15 protein-coding genes and 1 pseudogene are annotated in these 16,850 nt (G+C 64.1%); 13 read left to right on the top strand and 3 right to left on the bottom strand.

The window, feature by feature from the left end; translation table 11 throughout:
- The 3 genes from panB to panD form a co-directional block, all read left to right on the top strand.
- The coding region (gene panB / locus VMA74_RS05350; RefSeq protein ID WP_325365537.1) for a 3-methyl-2-oxobutanoate hydroxymethyltransferase at window positions 1–547 on the top strand (547 nt) is incomplete at its 5' end.
- A 15-nt stretch (window positions 548–562) separates the two neighbouring features.
- A complete protein-coding gene (gene panC / locus VMA74_RS05345) occupies window positions 563–1,408 on the top strand; it encodes a pantoate--beta-alanine ligase (protein WP_325365535.1) in 846 nt (281 codons plus the stop codon).
- A 124-nt stretch (window positions 1,409–1,532) separates the two neighbouring features.
- On the top strand, window positions 1,533–1,919 hold the full coding sequence (panD, locus tag VMA74_RS05340) for an aspartate 1-decarboxylase (protein WP_188792548.1): 387 nt from the start codon (window positions 1,533–1,535) through the stop codon (window positions 1,917–1,919).
- A gap of 22 nt (window positions 1,920–1,941) precedes the next feature.
- On the opposite strand, the gene queG is transcribed toward panD, so the two are convergent.
- Window positions 1,942–3,021 carry a tRNA epoxyqueuosine(34) reductase QueG gene (gene queG / locus VMA74_RS05335; protein ID WP_325365528.1) on the bottom strand — a complete coding sequence of 360 codons (1,080 nt, stop codon included), beginning with the start codon at window positions 3,019–3,021 and terminating at the stop codon, window positions 1,942–1,944.
- A 28-nt stretch (window positions 3,022–3,049) separates the two neighbouring features.
- On the opposite strand from queG, the gene VMA74_RS05330 reads away from it, so the two are divergent.
- The 7 genes from VMA74_RS05330 to VMA74_RS05300 all read left to right on the top strand — a co-directional run bounded on the left by VMA74_RS05330 (window position 3,050) and on the right by VMA74_RS05300 (window position 12,271).
- A complete protein-coding gene (locus VMA74_RS05330) occupies window positions 3,050–4,534 on the top strand; it encodes an NAD(P)H-hydrate dehydratase (RefSeq protein ID WP_325365543.1) in 1,485 nt (494 codons plus the stop codon).
- Window positions 4,527–5,021, top strand: a complete 495-nt coding sequence (tsaE, locus tag VMA74_RS05325; protein ID WP_325365541.1) for a tRNA (adenosine(37)-N6)-threonylcarbamoyltransferase complex ATPase subunit type 1 TsaE — start codon at window positions 4,527–4,529, stop codon at window positions 5,019–5,021. Before VMA74_RS05330 ends, tsaE begins: the two co-directional genes overlap by 8 nt.
- A gap of 130 nt (window positions 5,022–5,151) precedes the next feature.
- Window positions 5,152–6,495: an ABC transporter permease gene (locus VMA74_RS05320; RefSeq protein ID WP_325365526.1), complete on the top strand. Its 1,344-nt coding sequence runs from the start codon at window positions 5,152–5,154 to the stop codon at window positions 6,493–6,495.
- Window positions 6,492–7,754: an ABC transporter permease gene (locus VMA74_RS05315; RefSeq protein WP_325365524.1), complete on the top strand. Its 1,263-nt coding sequence runs from the start codon at window positions 6,492–6,494 to the stop codon at window positions 7,752–7,754. The genes VMA74_RS05320 and VMA74_RS05315 overlap by 4 nt, the downstream gene beginning before the upstream one ends.
- A 110-nt stretch (window positions 7,755–7,864) precedes the next feature.
- Window positions 7,865–9,376 (top strand): N-acetylmuramoyl-L-alanine amidase, encoded by a 1,512-nt coding sequence (locus VMA74_RS05310; protein WP_325365522.1) that lies wholly within the window; start codon window positions 7,865–7,867, stop codon window positions 9,374–9,376.
- A gap of 73 nt (window positions 9,377–9,449) precedes the next feature.
- Window positions 9,450–11,279, top strand: a complete 1,830-nt coding sequence (mutL, locus tag VMA74_RS05305) for a DNA mismatch repair endonuclease MutL (RefSeq protein ID WP_325365520.1) — start codon at window positions 9,450–9,452, stop codon at window positions 11,277–11,279.
- A gap of 71 nt (window positions 11,280–11,350) precedes the next feature.
- Window positions 11,351–12,271 (top strand): DUF1684 domain-containing protein, encoded by a 921-nt coding sequence (locus VMA74_RS05300; RefSeq protein WP_414649561.1) that lies wholly within the window; start codon window positions 11,351–11,353, stop codon window positions 12,269–12,271.
- Between the two features lie 143 nt (window positions 12,272–12,414).
- Here VMA74_RS05300 and VMA74_RS05295 read toward each other — a convergent pair whose 3' ends face one another.
- A complete protein-coding gene (locus tag VMA74_RS05295) occupies window positions 12,415–13,197 on the bottom strand; it encodes an enoyl-CoA hydratase/isomerase family protein (RefSeq protein WP_325365518.1) in 783 nt (260 codons plus the stop codon).
- Window positions 13,198–13,514: 317 nt separating this feature from the next.
- Between VMA74_RS05295 and VMA74_RS05290 the strand changes: the two genes are divergently transcribed.
- From VMA74_RS05290 to VMA74_RS05280, 3 genes and pseudogenes are all read left to right on the top strand, one after another.
- A complete protein-coding gene (locus tag VMA74_RS05290; RefSeq protein WP_325365516.1) occupies window positions 13,515–14,267 on the top strand; it encodes an FKBP-type peptidyl-prolyl cis-trans isomerase in 753 nt (250 codons plus the stop codon).
- Between the two features lie 35 nt (window positions 14,268–14,302).
- A pseudogene (locus VMA74_RS05285) lies at window positions 14,303–15,084 on the top strand (CoA pyrophosphatase).
- Window positions 15,081–15,929, top strand: a complete 849-nt coding sequence (locus tag VMA74_RS05280) for a sulfurtransferase (RefSeq protein ID WP_325365514.1) — start codon at window positions 15,081–15,083, stop codon at window positions 15,927–15,929. Before VMA74_RS05285 ends, VMA74_RS05280 begins: the two are co-directional and overlap by 4 nt.
- Window positions 15,930–15,935: 6 nt before the next feature.
- On the opposite strand, the gene VMA74_RS05275 is transcribed toward VMA74_RS05280, so the two are convergent.
- Window positions 15,936–16,694 carry an enoyl-CoA hydratase/isomerase family protein gene (locus VMA74_RS05275; RefSeq protein WP_325365512.1) on the bottom strand — a complete coding sequence of 253 codons (759 nt, stop codon included), beginning with the start codon at window positions 16,692–16,694 and terminating at the stop codon, window positions 15,936–15,938.
- Window positions 16,695–16,850 lie beyond the last annotated feature (156 nt).

Here is a 16,850-nt window from a genome sequence, read left to right as displayed (position 1 = left end):
GCCATTCATGGCCGATCGCACCGTCGACTATGCGCTGGAAGCCGGCGCACGGCTGATCGGCGAGGCCGGTGCGGCGATGGTGAAGATCGAAGGCGCCGCGCCGCATATCCTTGAATCGATCCATGCGTTGACGGAGCGCGCCATGCCGGTGTGCGCGCACCTGGGGCTCACGCCGCAATCCGTGCACAAGTTCGGCGGCTATAAGGTGCAAGGCCGCGAACATGAAGCGGCGGAGCGCGTGCTGAGCGAAGCGCTGGCCGTGCAGCAGGCCGGCGCCAACATCCTGGTGCTGGAAGGCGTGCCGACGCCGCTGGGCGAGCGCGTCACCAAGGCGGTCGATATTCCTGTCATCGGCATCGGGGCTGGCCCGCATTGCGATGGCCAAGTGCTGGTGATTTACGACATGCTGGGCATCACGCCGGGCAAGCGCCCCAAGTTCAGCAAGGATTTCCTTGCCGGCCGCAGTTCGGTGCAGGAGGCGATTGCCGCTTACGTCGCCGACGTGCGCAGCGGCGCGTTTCCCGCGGCCGAACACGGTTACAACTAAAGAAGACCTTATTTCATGCAAACGCTTCAAGACGCAGCAAGCCTGCGCGCCACCATTCGCGGCTGGCGAGCGCAGGGGCACACGATCGGCTTCGTGCCGACCATGGGCAACCTGCACGCGGGGCATCATTCACTGGTGAAACTGGCGCGCGCCCGCACCGATCGCGTGGTAGCCAGCGTATTCGTTAATCCCACGCAGTTCGGGCCGAGCGAAGATTTCGAGCGTTACCCTCGCACGCTTGCGCAAGACCAGGCCGGCCTGGCTGAAGCGGAGTGCGATGTGTTGTTCGCGCCGGACGTGGCGACCATGTATCCGTTCGGTGCGGACAAGAGCGTGAGCCTGCACGTGCCCGAACTCACCGGTACGCTGGAAGGCGCGCACCGTCCCGGTCACTTCGATGGCGTGGCGACCGTGGTATGCAAGCTATTCAACCTGGTGCAGCCCGACATCGCGATCTTCGGCCAGAAGGATTTCCAGCAGCTGAAAGTGATCGAACGCCTGGTGCGTGACCTGTCCTTGCCGGTCAAGGTAATGAGCGCCCCCACCCAGCGTGCCGAGGATGGCCTGGCGCTGAGTTCGCGCAACCAGTACCTGTCGCCGGGCGAGCGGGCCATGGCCCCAATGATCTACGAAACGCTGCAACAGATGCGCGAGCTGATCGCCAAGGGCCATACGCGCAAGGTGGTGGAGCAGGCGGCGGCGTCCAAGCTGGAACGTGCCGGCTTCGTCCCCGATTACGCCGCCATCCGGCGTGCCGAGGACCTTGCCGAGCCGGCCGACGGCGAGCAGGACGGCCTGGTGGCGCTGATCGCCGCTCGCCTGGGCGCCACCCGGCTGATCGATAATCTGTTATTTGATTGAAACGCGGCTGGGCTATTGAACGGCAAGGGGCTATCCCCATCTACGGGGCCAGGCGCCGTTGCGGCCATGCCCGCCGCGGCGGGATAATAACCGGCTACGCAGGCAGTTCCTGCTGGAAAAAGTCATGCACCTGAACATGCTCAAGGCGAAGATCCATCGTGCCACCGTCACCCACGCGGAGCTGCACTATGAAGGTTCGATCGCCATCGACGGCCTGCTGCTCGACGCGTCGGGCATCCGCGAATACGAACAGATCCACGCCTGGAACATCAACAACGGCAAGCGCTTCGTCACCTATGCGCTACGCGCCGAAGAAGGCTCCGGCATCATCTCGGTGAACGGCAGCGCCGCCCACCGCGCACAGCCGGGTGACCTGGTCATCATCGCGGCCTTCGTCCATCTCGATCAGGCGGAAGTGGAGAAATTCCAGCCGACCCTGGTGTACGTGGACAAGGACAACCGCATCAGCCATACGAATCGCTCGATTCCCAAGCAGATGGCGGCGGCCTAAGTACCGTCTTCCCCCCTCTCTCCTACGGAGAGAGGGACGCGTGTTTCGCCAGCGCCCACGCTACGTGCTCGCGCACGATCTCCGAAGGATGCGCTGCCCGCGCCCATAGCGCCGCGCGCACTGCTTCCGACGACGGCGCATTTCCCAGCGCCACCGCAATATTGCGCAGCCAGCCTTCGTAACCCGTACGGCGGATCGCCATGCCTTCGGTGCGGCGCAGGAATTCATCCTCGCTCCAGCCGAACAGCTCCACCAGCTTGGCGCCGTCCAGGCGATGCCGCGGCGCGAAATCGGGTTCGCGCGCATCCTGCGCAAATTTGTTCCACGGACAGATCAGCTGGCAATCGTCGCAACCGAAAATGCGGTTGCCCATCGGTGCGCGCAGTGCTTCCGGAATCGAACCTTTCAACTCGATCGTGAGATAGGAAATACAACGGCGCGCATCCAGGCGATAAGGTCCGACAATCGCCTGCGTCGGGCAGATGTCGATGCACTTGCGACAGGTGCCGCAATGCGCGCTGGCCGCGGCATCAACCGGCAACGGTAGATTGGTGTACAGCTCGCCGAGAAAGAAATACGAGCCGGCCTGGGCGTTGATCAAAACCGTGTGCTTGCCGATCCAGCCCAGGCCCGCATTGCGTGCGAGCGCCTTTTCCAGCACGGGCGCGGAATCCACATACGCGCGATAACCGAAATCGCCGACCGCCTCGCGAATGCGCTCGGCCAGCTTCTGCAGACGGTTGCGCATCAGCTTGTGATAGTCGCGGCCCAACGCATAGCGCGCCACGTAGCCGGCCTCGGCGTCGCGCAGCACGTCCCACGCATGCTGCGTGCCGGGTGGCAGGTAGTCCATGCGTACTGAGATCACGCGTTGCGTGCCGGGTTCGAGTTCGTCCGGCCGGCTGCGCTTGGTGCCATGGCGCGCCATGTAATCCATCTCGCCGTGGTAGCCGTCTTCCAGCCAGCGCTGCAGATGCTGCTCGTCCTGTTCCAGCGTCACCCCGCTGATGCCGGCGTCGGCAAAGCCGAGTTCGCGCGCCCAGCGCTTGATATCGTGGGCGAGTGCGGCGTAATCAGGGGCAACCGAGTTGGGCATGCGCATTAGTGTAGTGGGTCCCTATAATCCGCCGATGCACGCAGACCGGCACCTTCGCGATCTCTATACCGTCGAGCAGGTGCGCGCCCTTGACCGGCGCGCCATCGACGAATTGGGCGTCAGCGGCTTTGAGCTGATGAACCGGGCAGCCACCGCGGCCTTTGCCTGCCTGTGCCGGCAATGGCCGTATGCGCGGCGCATCGTGGTGTTTTGTGGACCCGGCAACAACGGCGGCGACGGTTATTTGCTGGCCAGCATGGCCTACGGCTCGGGTGTCAGCACGGAAGTGGTGGCATTGAGCGATGCGGCGCGCGGCGACGCTGCACAAGCGCGTGAAACATGGTTGCGCAACGAGGGCATCACGCATCATTGGCAACAGGACGCCTCGCTGCCGCCGGCCGATGTCTACGTGGATGCGCTGTACGGCACCGGCCTGAACCGCGCACCGGAGGCCGCAGCGACCGTCTTGATCGAGCGCATCAACGCATCCGGCATGCCTGTGCTGGCGCTGGATGTCCCGTCCGGCCTGAATGCCGATACCGGTCATTGCCCCGGTACGGCGATCCGCGCGCAAGCCACGGTGAGCTTTATCGCCGCCAAGCGCGGCATGTACACCGGGCAGGCGGCGACCTGCACGGGGGTGCTGCAGCTCGACACGCTGCGCTTGCCGGACAATCTTTGGCACGGCGTCACTCCCGACGCCATGCTGCTGGATGCCATGCACCTGGGGCCACGTGCGCGCGATGCGCACAAGGGCGATGCCGGCCATGTGCTGGCGATCGGTGGCGATCACGGCACGGCAGGGGCCATTCGCCTGTGCGGCGAAGCGGCGTTGCGCTGCGGCGCCGGCCTGGTAAGCGTCGCCACCCGCGGCGACAACCTCACGGCGCTCAATGGCGCGCGTCCGGAATTGATGGCGCACGGCGTGCATGGCCCGCAGGAACTGGAACCCCTGCTTGCACGCGCCAGCGTGCTGGCGGTGGGGCCTGGCCTGGGCCAAGGCGCCTGGGGCCACGCTCTGTGGCTGACCGCTTTGGATAGCGGCAAGCCATTGGTGCTGGATGCCGATGGATTGAATCTGCTGGCGCGCGAGCCGCGCCGTTTCAGCACGCCTGCCGTGCTGACGCCGCATCCGGGTGAAGCAGGGCGATTGCTCGGGAAAAGCACCGCCGACGTGCAAATGGATCGATTTGCCGCCGCCCGCGAACTGGCGCAACGCTACGGTGCCGTGGTGGTGCTGAAAGGCTCGGGCAGCCTGATTGCGAATCCGGATGGACGTCTAGACGTCTGTACCTGGGGCAATCCAGGCATGGCCAGCGGTGGCATGGGCGATCTATTGACCGGCGTGATCGCCGCCCTGATGGCACAGGGCTGTTCCACCTGGGAGGCGGCGCGCATCGGCGCGGGATTGCATGCAAGGGCCGGTGACGTGGCGGCCCGGAAAGGCGAGCGCGGCTTGCTCGCCAGTGATTTGCTCGATCCGCTGCGCGCACTCGGCAACGGGCTTGAGCATGATTGACTTGGGCATGACCGAAGAGCATTGGGAGCTGCCCGACGAAGACGCCACGCGCACGCTCGGCGCACGATTTGCCGGCACACTGGAGAGCGGCCTGGTGATTTACCTGCGCGGCGAATTGGGCGTGGGCAAGACCAGTTTCGCGCGCGCCTTGCTGACGGCGCTGGGCGTAGGCGAGCGCATCAAGAGCCCCACCTACAGCCTGGTCGAGGGTTACCAGGCCAGGGATGGCCGCCCGGCCTGGCATCTGGATCTTTACCGCATCGCCGATCCCGGCGAACTGGAATGGCTGGGGTTGGATGCGTTATCCGACCCTGCGGCCGTAGTGCTGGTGGAATGGCCGGAGCGAGGGCAGGGGGCGTTGCCGCCGGCGGACATGGAAGTGCATTTGAGCTACCGCGGCGCGGGGCGCCACGTGCGCCTGCAGCCGAAAACGGCACGTGGCGAGCGGCTTCTGGCCTTGCTGGATTCGCATCCCGGGCAAGTCTGAGTTCTCATTGGCAGGCCAGACCCGCCCGTGCGGTCTTCACACTTCATCGACAGCCAACCCGATGTGATGATCGATACGAGTCGCGGAAGCGACCGTGCACGTGGATTAGGAATGATCGGCAGGGGGAAGGGTGCTCGTCTATTACATCGCGTTGGCTTTGCGAAGCCTGCGCCGCGATATCGCGTTGACGCTGCTGATGGTGCTGACCATTGCCGTAGGTATCGGCGCCAGTATGACCGCGCTTACCGTGTACCACGTGATGGCGCGGGATCCCTATCCTGGGCGCAGCGGCAAGCTTTATCGGCCGCAGCTGGATCCGCGCCAATCCGCCGATCGCAGCAATGCCAGTCTCCATCTCGGCGCTGACGAGCCCTATACCCAGTTGAGCTGGATCGATGCCATGAACCTGTTGCATGCGCATCGTGCAGATCGTCAGGCGGTGATGTCGACCGGCGCCTTTCGCGTGGAACTGCCGGATGGAAAGGTCCGGCCGAGCCATCCCTTCGGGCTCTACACGACGGCCGACTTCTTCGCCATGTTCGGGGCGCCCTTCCATTACGGCGCTGCCTGGAGCGAAGTTGACGACGAGCGTGGCAGTCGTGTGGTGGTGCTCGCCGCCACGCTCAATCAGATGCTGTTCGGCGGCGCGAACAGCGTCGGGCGCATCGTCATATTGAGAGGCGTGCCGTTTCGCGTGGTGGGTGTGCTGGATCATTGGCGGATCCTGCCGCGCATCTATGGTTCCTACGATGCCGTCGAGTTCGGCGATGTGCTCGAAGCCTATGTGCCGTTGACGGCAGCTATCGACGCGGACTTGCACCCGGCCGGCAGCCGGCGTTGCTGGGACGAGAAAATCTCGTTTCCCCCGGACAACCAGCAGAAGAAGACCGCACCCTGTGCCTGGCTGCAAATGTGGGTGCAACTGGACAGCGCGGACAAGGTTGCGGCGTATCGCGATTTCCTGATCCATTATTCGGAAGAGCAAAAAGCAGTGGGCCGCTTCCAGCTACCGCCCAACGTCCGCCTGCGCTCAGTCATGCAATGGCTGCAGGCCTTCCATGCCGTGCCCGATGATGTGCGTGTGCAGGTATGGCTGGCGTTCGGTTTTCTGCTGGTCTGTCTGATCAATGCCACCGGACTGATGCTGGCCAAATTCATGCGCGGTATTGGCACCGTGGGCGTGCGCCGCGCCATGGGGGCATCGCGGCGCACGGTGTTCGTGCAACTGCTGGTCGAGGCCGGCATGATCGGCGTTGCGGGCGGCCTGGTCGGGGTCGTGCTGGCCTATGCCGGCCTGTGGTTGCTGCGGCAGCAGAAGGATGGCGAGATCGACTATGCCACGCTGGTGCATATGGATGTCGGCATGCTGGTCATCAGCCTGGTGATTGCGCTGGGCAGTAGCCTGCTGGTCGGCTTGTTGCCCGCCTGGCGCGCCTGCATGGTTTCGCCGGCCCTGCAACTGAAGACCCAGTGAGCGGCGCCGCCATGGATCACTTCAAGCCGATTCTCTCCGCGCTGCTGCGACACAAGGTGGTGCTTGCCTTGCTGGTGCTGGTGGTCGCTCTCAGCTGCGGCGTGGTAAGCAACTGCGTTTTCCTGATGAGTTTGCATCTGAAGCGGCTGAACATGCCGGCCGGTTTCGACGAAGGCCGCTTGATTGAAATCAACGCCGACAACTTGCTCGTCCCGCACAGTGACGAAGCCAAGCGGCGCACGCGTGAAACCGTGGACGCGCTGCGCCAGCTCCCCGGCGTACAAGGGGTGACGCTCAGCAACATGGTGCCGCTGGACGATAGCGCGTTCTATCCCGGCTATATCGCGCTCAACGAACAGGATGCACAAAACCGGTCCGGCGTACTGGTCGACGTCTACGGCGGAGAACATTTCGCGCAGACGCTCGGCTTGCATCTGGTGGCCGGCCACTGGCTGAATCCGCTCGGCTTCGTCGACTACGCCGATGTGTACAAACCGGACAGCACGGTGGCGCCGGCCGAAGCGCTGGTTACCGAAGCGCTGGCCAGGCGCGTGTGGCCGGGCCAGGACCCGCTGGGCAAGCAGTTCTATTTCACGGCTGGCAACCGGCCCCCGACCACGGTGGTTGGGGTGGTCGAACACCTGCCGCGTTCCTACGCACTCGCGGCCGACGGCGAGGAGGATTACAGCATCGTTCTGTCGATGCGCCTGTGGCTGGACGATGGCGTCTACTACCTGATCCGAACCGAGGATCCCAGCCAGCGCCAGCAGGTTCTGCGGGCTGCCGTGGACGTGCTGCGCAAGCTTGATCCGCACGTCGCCATCATTGCGCAGCGGAGCGTGACCGATGCCCGCAAGCAACAGCTTGGCAAGGACCTGGCCATGGCCAGGGCGCTGGCTGGGTTATGCGTCATATTGCTGGCGATCACCGGCCTGGGCATCGTGGGCCTTAGCAGCTATTGGGTGCAGCAGCGCCGTCGCCACATCGGCGTACGCCGTGCCCTGGGGGCCACCCGCGCCGACATCCTGCGTTATTTCATGCTGGAGAATTTCCTGCTTACCAGCCTGGGCGTCGTGCTGGGCATGGTGCTGGCGTATGGCCTGAGCATGTTGCTGATGCACTACTACGAATTGCCGCGGTTGCCCTGGTTCTACTTTCCGCTTGGCGCGGTGGCGCTGTGCGTGACCGGCCAGCTTGCCGTGCTGGCGCCGGCGTTGCGGGCCGCCGCCATTTCGCCTGCGACGGCAGCGGCGGGGTGATGCCAGGCCGGAACGAAGCTTGAGCGTATTCTGACAAATGCCACGCAGCTTATGGAATTTAAAGGAAAACCTCTTGCATTCAGGAATGTGGTGAGCTTCAATGCGCCACCATGAGGGGCTATTTCACTCGCATTTGTTGCCTGATTGCCACCGCGCTGCTCACCGCGGCGCCCGGCTTCGCCCTGCAGGCGGCGGAAGTGAAGGATGCCCGCGTCTGGGCCGGCGCCGAATACACCCGCGTGGTGTTCGACCTTTCCGGCCCCGCCAAGTACAAGCTCAGCCAGCAAGGCGACCAGGTCGTGCTGGAATTGGCCGACAGCAGCGTCGGCGGGAAGCTCGCGCCCGCCGCACAAGGCTTGTTCAAGGGGCTGAGCAGCATTTCTCAGGGCGGCGCGCTGCGCCTGGCCGCTGCCGTGGCGCCCAACAGCCAGCCGAAAACCTTTGTGCTCGGCCCGTCCGGCCAGGCTGGTTACCGGCTGGTGCTGGACCTGTATCCCGGTGACGGCAAATCGCCGACAACACCCGCCAAGGCCTCGTCCGACAAGGACGGCGGCGCGGCCGTGGCATCGAGCAAGCCAGTCCCGGCCGATGCGCCCGCGCCGGTGGTGGTCAATGCCAGCAGCAAGCTGACATCGCGCAAGGGCGTCACCACCCGCCAGGCGGCCGTACTGCTCAACAGCCCGCGCCAGGTGGTGGTGGCGGTGGACCCCGGCCACGGCGGCAAGGATCAGGGCGCGCATGGTCCGGATGGCACGCTGGAAAAGAACGTCACGCTCGCCGTGGCCCGCAACCTCGCCGCGCTGATCAACCGTCAGCCTGGCATGAAGGCCGTGCTTACCCGTGACGGTGATTACTTCATCCCGCTCAAGCAGCGCTACGAAATCGCCCGCCAGAACCAGGCCGACCTGTTCGTCTCGATCCACGCCGATTCGTACACCAGCAGCGACGCGCGCGGTTCGTCCGTATGGGTGCTATCGCCGCGCGGCAAGAGCTCGGTGGCGGCGCAGATGCTGGCCGACCGTGAAAACAGTTCTGACCTGATTGGCGGCGTATCGCTGGCCGCCGAGAACGACAGCCTCGCCTCCGTGCTGCTCGACATGCAGCAGGGCTGGGCGGTGCAGGCCAGCGACACGGTGGCCCAGAACGTGCTGAACGCCCTCTCCGCACTGGGCCCTACCCATCGCGGCTACGTGGAGCATGCGAACTTCGTGGTGTTGCGCTCGCCGGACGTGCCCTCGATCCTGGTGGAGACGGCGTTCATCAGCAATCCAACCGAAGAACGCAAGCTGCGCGATCCAGCGCATCAGCGGCAACTGGCCATGGCAATCATGGACGGCGTGAAAGGCTATTTCCTGAACGACCCGCCGCCAGGCACCTGGTTTGCGATGGAAGCCGCACGCCGCAAGGGCGTCCTGCCGAACGATGCCAAGGCCGATACGGTGGCCAGCACCAACCAGGCTGGCGACGCCGACGCGCGTGACACGCATCGCGTCGCCGATGGCGAAACCTTGCGCAGCATTGCCAAGCAGTACGGCGTGAGCGTGAACTCGCTCAAGAGCGTCAATGGCATCAGCAGCAACAGCGTGCGCACCGGCACGATGCTGGTGATTCCCAATTCGTAAATCCGGCATCGTCCGGCGGGAATCGTAAGGGCGGTATTTACGATTCTCGATTCCCGATTTACGCTGCACTCCCATGCCCCGCATCCGCCCCCTCCCGCCCGAGCTCATCAACCAGATTGCCGCCGGCGAAGTGATCGAGCGGCCATCGTCGGTCGTGAAGGAGCTGGTTGAAAACAGCCTCGATGCTGGTGCCACCCGGGTCGAGGTGGATATCGAACTTGGCGGCGCGCGCCTGATTCGCGTGCGCGACGATGGCGACGGCATTGCGGCCGATGATCTGCCGCTGGCCGTTGCCTCGCACGCCACCAGCAAGATCGGCAGCTTCGACGATCTTGAACATGTGGCAAGCATGGGTTTTCGCGGTGAAGCGCTGGCGTCGATGGCCTCGGTCGGGCGTTTCGCAATGACCTCGCGCTTGCGCGGCGCGGATAACGCCTTCCGCCTCGAAGTCGATAGCGGCCGCATGCAGGACGTGCGGCCCGCGCAACATCCGCAAGGCACCAGCGTGGAAGTGCGCGACCTGTTCTACAACGTGCCGGCGCGCCGAAAATTTCTGCGTGCGGAACGCACCGAATTTGCGCACATCGACGATCTGTTCAAGTCGCTGGCACTCGCGCGCGCGGGCGTGGAATTTCGCCTCAGCCACAACGGCAAATCGGTGCGCGTGTGGAAATCGGCGCGCGACGATAACGCCATGCTGGTGCGCGTGGCGGACATGCTGGGCGAAAATTTTCCGCAGCAAAGCCTGCGCATCGACCATGCGTCGGCCGGGATGCGTCTCTCTGGATGGGTCGGTTTGCCGACCGCCTCGCGCCCGCAGGCGGATGCGCAGTATTTCTATGTCAACGGCCGATTGGTGCGCGACCGCATCGTGGCGCACGCTGTGCGGCAGGCCTATGCCGACGTGCTGTTCCATGGCCGTCATCCGGCGTTCGTGCTGTATCTGGAGCTTGATCCGGCGGGGGTCGATGTGAACGTGCATCCGGCCAAGAGCGAAGTGCGTTTTCGCGAGCAGCGCCTGGTGCACGATTTCCTGTTTCGCACCCTGCACGAAGCACTCGCTGAAACGCGTGCCGGCCAGCATGCGCCAGCGGAAGCGCCGGCATGGGATCACGCCGCCGCAGCTGGCGTTGCAACCAGCGTGGTGCAGCAGGTGAGCCGGCAGGTGAATGGCTGGCCGGCCAGCGCATCGCAAAGCCGTTTGCATCTGGGCGTGCGCGATGAGCCCTTGGTCGAATACGCCGCGTTGCTGGGCGAGCCGGCGGCTGCGTTGCCGAACGTCGCCCAGCCAGCGATGCCTGCGGCTGACGACAGCGAAGCGCCGCCACTGGGCTACGCGATGGCGCAGCTGAAGACCATCTACATTCTTGCCGAAAACACGCACGGTCTGGTGCTGGTCGACATGCATGCCGCGCACGAGCGCATCACCTACGAAAAACTGAAGGCCGGCCGTGCCTGCAGCAATCTGCGTTCGCAAATGTTGTTGGTGCCGTTGTCGGTGCCGGTCAGCGCCAAGGAAGCGGCTGCCGCGGAAGAACACGGCGACGCACTGGCCGATTGGGGCCTGGAGCTTTCGCGCAGCGGCCCTTCTGCGGTGGTGGTGCGGCGTATTCCCGCCTTGCTGGAAGGGGCCGATGTGGCCGAGCTCACGCGCAGCGTGCTGAGCGAATTGGCGCAACATGGCAGCTCGCGCCAATTGCAGGAACTGGAAAACGAGCTGCTATCCACCATGGCCTGCCATGGCTCCGTGCGCGCCGGCCGGCGCCTCACACTGCCGGAAATGAATGCCTTGCTGCGCGAGATGGAAGCGACCGAACGCTCCGGCCAGTGCAATCACGGCCGCCCGACCTGGGTGCAGTTGGGCATGACCGAATTGGATAAGCTTTTTCTGCGCGGTCGTTAACGATCGCTTGTGCTACGCACAAATGGATGGCCATACTCGGGCACACCATTGCATCGAGCGGAGTGAACCCCATGTGGCGTAACGTCCTGGCCGGACTGATCCTAAGTACTGGAGTGGCCCTCGTGCATGCCGACACAACCCAACAACCCGTGATGCCCGCGGCATACCAGCAAAGCATCGAGCAATGGCGCGCGGCGCGCGTAGCGCGGCTGACCGCACCGGATGGCTGGCTCAGCCTGATCGGGCTGGAATGGCTACAGGAAGGTGCCAACAAAGTCGGCACCGCGTCCGACAACGACATCATTCTGCAGGCCGGTCCCGCGCACCTGGGCGTGATCACGCTGGACAAGTCCGGCCAGGTGCACATCACGCTGGACAAGGACAGCCATGCGACGGTCGACGGCAAAGAGGTGGAGCAAGCCACGCTGATCGACGACGCGCATGTCAGCGGCGATGCATCGCCCACCAAGGTCTCCTTCGGCCCGGCAAGCTTCTACGTGATCGACCGCGAAGGCCGCAAGGCGCTGCGCGTGAAGGATGCCGACGCCGCCACGCGCAAGCACTTCCTCGGCATCGACTATTTCCCGATCGATCCGTCCTGGCGCATCGTGGCCGACTGGGTGCCGTTCGATCCGCCGCATGACCTGAAGATGGGTTCGGTGATCGGCACCATCGATACGGTGAAAGTGCCGGGCAAGGCCGTGTTCACGCGCGATGGCCACACCTACGAGTTGCTGCCGTATCAGGAAGAGCCAGGCGGCGAACTGTTCTTCGTGCTTGCCGACCGCACCTCCGGCCATGAAACGTATGGCGCCGCGCGTTTCCTCTACGCCGCGCTGCCGCAGAACGGCAAGGTCGTGCTGGATTTCAACAAGGCCTACAACCCGCCTTGCTCCTTCACCCCGTTCGCGACCTGTCCGTTGGCGCCGCCGGAGAATCGGCTAGATTTGCGTATTACCGCGGGTGAGAAGAAATACCGCGGGGGACATTGAAGACAGCGGGGAACAGGGAATGGGGAACACGTGGCATCCGGTGCAGCACTCATTCCCTTGCCCATTTGAAAGCTGGATGGGTCGTTGCACTTCCTTGCTCGCAGAACACTAAACGTTCCCTCTTCCCCATTCCCGGGGCACCTTCAGTGCCCCTTAAACGCCGCCTTGCGCTTCTCCAAAAACGCAGCAGTCCCTTCCTTCATGTCTTCCGTCGCAAACATCAACGCGAACGCCTGGGTTTCGAATTCCAGCCCCTGATCCAGCGACGTCTCGCCACCCTGCAGCACGCTATCGAGAATGCTCGCAGCGGCCAGCGGCGCGGCGGCGGCGAGTTGGTCGGCCAGCGCGTTGACCGTTTCATCCAGCGCATCGGGCGCGACCACGCGGTTGACAATGCCCAGTTCATAGGCGCGGTGCGCCGTGATGGTGCCCCCGGTAAGGCACAGTTCCAGCGCCGCACCGCGGCCGGCCAGGCGCAGCAGGCGCTGAGTGCCGCCGAAGCCGGGGATCAAGCCAAGGTTGATTTCGGGCTGGCCGAACTTGGCTTTCTCGCTGGCGACGCGCAGATGACAGCACATCGCCAGTTCCATGCCGCCACCCAATGCGAAGCCCTGGATGCGCGCAATCACCGGCTTGCCCAATCGTTCGACGCTGCTCATCAGCCGCTGCCCGGTGCGCGAAAAGCTTTGTGCCTGCATTGGCGTGTAGCCGTTCATTTCGCTGATGTCCGCGCCGGCCACGAAGGCCTTGTCGCCGGCACCGGCCAGCACAATAGCCCGTACGGCATCGTCCTGCGCGGCCTGGCCGAAGGCCAGGGTCAGTTCGTTCAAGGTTTCGCGGTTGAGCGCATTGAGCTTGTCCGGCCGGTTGACGGTGATCATGCGCACGGCACCACGATTGCCGATCTCGAGGTTGCGGTAGGCCATGTAAGGACTCCAGGGGAAAGATAAAGCGTTGATTTTAGCAGCGGGAACCTTTGCCGCTGCCGGCTTTCTCACTGCCAGTCCGATGTCTCCGCCATGCCGCCCGATGATCGCCGCCTTGGGGATGTTGAGCAGCGCTGAACGTTTGGCATAGCTGCATCGAGCTATCCACCTGCCTACGATGATGGCTTTCGCCGTATGCTTAGAGTCCGCCCCATGTCTCCAAGTCGTATTCGCCAGTCTTGTTTGTCCCAGTGGCGGCCGTTCAAGGATGCCGGTCGCTGGGAGGCGTTGGGCGGTTTTGCAACCTGGAGAATGTAATGAGACCCACGCGTTGGTTGCTTCCGATTCCACTGCTGCTGGCCGCGTGCGCGGCCCAGGCGCAGGGAACGACTGCGCCTGGCTCGTCACAGCAGCAGCTTCCGGCGGCGAAGCTCGATAAGCACAAGCTCTCCTACGCCATCGGCTATCGCATCGGTACGCAATTCTCCGACGGCGACATCCCGGTGGACATGGCCGTGCTGCAGAAGGCCATCGAGGATGCCTACGCCCAACGCCCGCCCGCCGTCTCCAGGCAGGACATGTACAACCAGCTGGTCGGCCTGGGCGAGCGCATGCACGAGCAGGCGGTGGCGGAGTTCAAGCGCATCTCCGCCGAGAATGCGAAGAAAAGCGCCGACTACATGGCGCACAACGCGACGTTGCCCGGCGTGGTGCAGCTTCCCTCCGGCATCCAGTATTCGGTGATCAAGAAAGGCGACGGTACCACCAGCCCAGGCACCGACAGCCTGGTCACCGTCAATTACCGCGGCATGCTGATCGACGGCACCGAATTCGACAGCACCTGGGCGCATGGCCATCCTGTCAGCTTCACCGTGGACAAGGTGATCCGCGGCTGGCAATACGTGATTCCGCGCATGCATGTGGGCGACCGCTGGAAGGTGGTGATCCCGCCCGCACTGGCCTATGGCGAACACGGCGCGCTGCCGCGCATCGGTCCGAACCAGGCGCTGGTGTTCGATATCGAATTGCTGGACATCAAACCGCCGAATCCGCAGGCGCCAAGCCCCTGACGCCAGCGTGACAGGTGCGTTAGCATGGCGGGCGCATGTCAAACCTTTCCCCGCTTTCCCCGCCAGCCATCCTGAGCCCGTGCGTCGGCATCTGCCGGCTGGATGCACGCGGCTATTGCGAAGGCTGCTATCGCACCGGCGATGAAATCGCCGGCTGGCGCAGCATGAGCGACGACGAACGTTCACACTTCATGGACGTGGTGCTGCCCGCACGTGAGCCGGCATGATGGAAGTCCTGCAGCGCAGCCTGCGTCCGTTGTCGCAGCCGCCACTGCCGCCTGGCTGGAACCACGCCGAGATGACCGAATTGATCGGCGAAGTCGAGCGCCGGTCTGCTGCGGTGCTCGTCGGCGTGCGCAACGACCAGCAGTTACGCATGATTTTCACGGTGCGCACGGATCATCTCAGCTCGCACGCCGGGCAGGTCGCGTTTCCCGGTGGGAGTGCCGATCCCGCTGACGCCGATGCCCTGACCACCGCGCTGCGTGAAACGGAAGAGGAAATCGGCCTGCATCCCGCCTGGGTGACGCCGTTGGGTTATCTGGATTGCTTCGAAACCATCAGCGGTTTCTGCATCACGCCGGTGGTGGCACGTATCGACGTCGAAGCGCGCTTTACGCCGGCACCCGATGAAGTGGCCGAAGTGTTCGAGGTGCCGCTGGGCTTTTTTCTGGAGCCGTCGAATCTGAAACGCTACACCATGAATTTCCGCGGCCATCAGCGCCAGATGGTGGAATTCCATTACGAAGGCCACCGCATCTGGGGCGCTACCGCCGCCATCTTGGTCAATCTGCTGCAAAGGATGGAACAGCCATGAAAAGTACCCTGATCGCCGCCGAAGAACTGGCGGCCATGTCGCCGGATGGCGTGCTGATCGTCGATTGCCGTTTCGATCTTGCCGATCCGGCCAAGGGCGAGCGCGATTACCACGCCGACCACATTCCTGGCGCGGTGTTCGCGCATCTGGATCGTGACCTTTCCGATCTCAGTCGCGTGCCGCTTGGCTTGGGCCGTCATCCGCTTCCCTCCGAGGAGGCCTTTTCCAGCGTGCTTTCGCGCCTGGGCTGGCGTCCCGGCCTGCAGGTGGTGAGCTACGACGCCAACAACGGCTCGCTGGCGGCGGCGCGCTTGTGGTGGCTGCTACGGCTGTGCGGCGTGCGCGAAGCGGCCGTGCTCGATGGCGGCTACGCAGCATGGAAGGCGGCCAAGCTGCCGGTGTCGCAGGCGATTTCCGCACGCCAGCCGACCCAAGTGAGCGTGCACTACGAGAGCAGCCAGCTGGTACTCGATCACGCCGCGATCGGCAGCATGCAGGACGATTTACTCATCGATGCACGCGCCACGCCGCGTTATCGCGGCGAAGTGGAACCGATCGATCGCGTCGCCGGCCATGTGCCTGGCGCGGCCAATCGCCCGTTCACCGATAACTTGCAGGCGGACGGGCGTTTCAAGTCGCCAGCGCAATTGCGCGAGGAATTTCGCGCGGTGATCGGCGAGCATGCGCCGGAACACGTCGTGCACATGTGCGGTTCCGGCGTTACTGCTTGCCACAATCTGTTGGCGATGGAGCACGCCGGGCTGGCCGGTTCGCATTTGTATGCACCGTCGTGGAGCGGATGGATCAGCGACGTATCGCGCCCCATCGCAACCGGCGATGAGTAGCCGATATCACTTCGCCTTGCTCTTGAGCCGCTCCACTAGCGCTTGCAAGGTCGCTTGCGTTTGCGGATGGTAGAACGCCTCCACAAACAGATCGATCGGCAGCGCATCCACATCCGCAAACGCGGCCGTAAGGTCCGCGCGCGCGATCTGCCGCGTTCCCAGCATCGCATGCGAGGGCAGCGCCAGCGTCTCGTTGAGCCAGTGCAAGGCACGCGTGGAAACCTGGTCCACCGCGACCAATTCATCCACGAAACCGAACGCCAGCGCCTGCTCCGCTTCGATCAAAGCGCCGGACACCAGCAGCCGCTCGGCCCGGTACGCACCCACCACGCGACGTAGTGCCATCTGGATGCAATCAGGTGCAATCAGCCCCACCTGCACCTCGTTCAAGCCGATGCGGTAAGGGCCTTGGGCCATTACCCGGTAATCGCAGAACAGCGAAAGCACGGCGCCGCCGGCGGGGCTGTGCCCGCTGATCGCGGCGACGATCGGTATCGGCAATTGTGCCAACGTGGCGCAGGTGGCGAAGAACTCGCGCCAAAATTCGCGCACCCCGGCGCGGTCGCGCCTGAGCAGCGCCGGTACATCCACGCCGGCCGAAAACATGCCTTGCGCGCCGGAGAGCACGACGCCTCGAGCTCCTTCCTGCACGGCTTCCGACAAAGCGTTTTGCAGGGCGCGCAGCAGTTCAAGGTTCAGCGCATTGACGGGCGGACGCGCGAGCTGAATCTCGGTGGCAACCTCGTGTTTGACGATATGCAGCATAAGAAGTCCGGAAGATGAGTTGGCGGTGACATCAACGCCCTCTGTTCTCACGGAGAAGGCGGCAGAGGGGCCTGATCTTGCATGAGCGCCCGAGTATGCAACCTTCCATGGTGTTTTTAATGATCGGCACATTCGCGGCGGCGTCCATGAGCGGTC

Origin of the sequence: Dyella sp. (assembly GCF_035508675.1) — a bacterium.
GTDB lineage: Bacteria > Pseudomonadota > Gammaproteobacteria > Xanthomonadales > Rhodanobacteraceae > Dyella_B.
The sequence above is the reverse complement of the archived record's forward strand: the minus strand, read 5'-3'. Positions and strand labels throughout refer to the sequence as shown.

Coding starts and splice junctions, on each gene's coding strand:
- VMA74_RS05310 (WP_325365522.1), top strand. CDS start 7,865: ATGAGGGGCTATTTCACTCGCATTTGTTGCCTGATTGCCACCGCGCTG.
- VMA74_RS05295 (WP_325365518.1), bottom strand. CDS start 13,197: ATGGCCTACCGCAACCTCGAGATCGGCAATCGTGGTGCCGTGCGCATG.
- VMA74_RS05300 (WP_414649561.1), top strand. CDS start 11,351: ATGTGGCGTAACGTCCTGGCCGGACTGATCCTAAGTACTGGAGTGGCC.
- tsaE (WP_325365541.1), top strand. CDS start 4,527: ATGATTGACTTGGGCATGACCGAAGAGCATTGGGAGCTGCCCGACGAA.
- panC (WP_325365535.1), top strand. CDS start 563: ATGCAAACGCTTCAAGACGCAGCAAGCCTGCGCGCCACCATTCGCGGC.
- VMA74_RS05330 (WP_325365543.1), top strand. CDS start 3,050: ATGCACGCAGACCGGCACCTTCGCGATCTCTATACCGTCGAGCAGGTG.
- queG (WP_325365528.1), bottom strand. CDS start 3,021: ATGCGCATGCCCAACTCGGTTGCCCCTGATTACGCCGCACTCGCCCAC.
- mutL (WP_325365520.1), top strand. CDS start 9,450: ATGCCCCGCATCCGCCCCCTCCCGCCCGAGCTCATCAACCAGATTGCC.
- VMA74_RS05275 (WP_325365512.1), bottom strand. CDS start 16,694: ATGCTGCATATCGTCAAACACGAGGTTGCCACCGAGATTCAGCTCGCG.
- VMA74_RS05280 (WP_325365514.1), top strand. CDS start 15,081: ATGAAAAGTACCCTGATCGCCGCCGAAGAACTGGCGGCCATGTCGCCG.
- VMA74_RS05290 (WP_325365516.1), top strand. CDS start 13,515: ATGAGACCCACGCGTTGGTTGCTTCCGATTCCACTGCTGCTGGCCGCG.
- panD (WP_188792548.1), top strand. CDS start 1,533: ATGCACCTGAACATGCTCAAGGCGAAGATCCATCGTGCCACCGTCACC.